Source organism: Streptomyces sp. NPDC047042 (assembly GCF_040644035.1).
In the GTDB taxonomy this organism is placed as follows: Bacteria; Actinomycetota; Actinomycetes; order Streptomycetales; family Streptomycetaceae; genus Streptomyces.
This window is the reverse complement of the sequence record NZ_JBEYVP010000115.1, coordinates 1-1430: the sequence shown is the minus strand read 5'-3', so window position 1 is coordinate 1430 and position 1430 is coordinate 1. Positions and strand designations below refer to the sequence as shown.

Below are 1430 nucleotides of genomic sequence, written 5' to 3'. Positions count from 1 at the left end.
GGTCACGTCCGCTGGAGTGGTGTATCGACGGCCACTCGGTGATCTCCTGTTGAGGCTATGCGGTGAGTTCGGTGGGCAGGACGGTCTCGGCGGTTTCTGACTCGATCGGGTGGAGGCGGGCCTTGGCGAGGAGGTCGTGGCCCATGTAGCGGCGGGCCTCGGTCCATTCGTCGTTCTGTTCGGCCAGGACCGCGCCGACGAGCCGGATGACGGCGGTGCGGTCGGGGAAGATGCCGACGACATCGGTGCGGCGGCGGATCTCTTTGTTCAGCCGTTCCTGCGGATTGTTCGACCAGATCTGCCGCCAGATCTCACGCGGGAAGGCGGTGAACGCCAGCAGGTCGTGCTGAGCGGCGTCCAAGTGGGCTGCTGCCTTGGGGAACTTGGCCTCCAGCGCGTCCAGAACGTGTCGCATCTGGGCCCTCACGGCGTCCGTGTCGGGCTGTTCGAAGACGGTCCGCAGCAGGGTGGCCACCCATGGCTGAGCCGACTTGGGGACCTGACTCAGCAGATTTCGGGCGTAATGCGTGCGGCATCGCTGCCACGACGCACCTGGCAGGACCGCTCCGATCGCGTTCACCAGGCCGGTGTGAGCGTCGGAGACGACCAGCTGAACGCCGGACAGGCCACGGGCGACGAGCGAGCGCAGGAAGGCGAGCCAGCCCGCACCGTCCTCGGCCGTGGCGACGTCGATGCCCAGGATCTCGCGGTGTCCGTCCGCATTGACGCCGACCGCGATGAGCGCGTGGACGTTCATGATGCGGCCGCCTTCACGAACCTTCTGGGTCAGTGCGTCGACCCAGACGAACGTATAAGGGCCGGCGTCCAGCGGCCGGTTGCGGAATGCTGCGACCTGCTCGTCCAGGTGCTTGGCCATCGCGCTGACCTGGGATTTCGACAGCTGGGTGACTCCGAGGGACTCGGCGAGTTTCTCGACCCTGCGGGTGGACACGCCCAGCAGGTAGGCGGTGGCGACCACGCTGATGAGGGCCTGCTCGGCCCGCCGCCTGCGTTCCAGGAGCCAGTGCGGGAAGTAACTGCCCTGCCTCAGCTTGGGGACGGCGAGTTCGACGGTGCCGGCGCGAGTGTCCCACTCGCGCGGGCGATAGCCGTTGCGGTGGTTGACGCGCTCGTCGCTGACCTGCCCGTACTCGGCGCCGCACAGGGCGTCGGCCTCCGCGGACATGAGCGCGTCGGCGAACGTCTTCACCATCGCGCGCAGCAGATCGGGACTCGCCGCGGCGAGGTTGTCCTCGGCGAGGGCGTGCAGGGGCACACTGTCTGGTGCGGTCATCGTGCTGATCTCCTTCAAAGACTTGGTCGTCTTGAAAGATCAGCCGGTGGCCGTTCGTCTATGCGGGCACCATCCCGATGCCGGAACAAACCCCCGGATCAGGTCGAACCCGTACACCACTCCCCTGGACGCAACC

General features: G+C 67.1%; 1 protein-coding gene. It reads right to left on the bottom strand.

From position 1 onward, the window contains the following. Positions 1 to 55: 55 nt before the first annotated feature. Entirely contained in the window at positions 56 to 1294 is a 1239-nt protein-coding gene (locus ABZ855_RS48305; RefSeq protein ID WP_360820453.1) for an IS256 family transposase, read from the bottom strand. Positions 1295 to 1430: the final 136 nt, after the last annotated feature.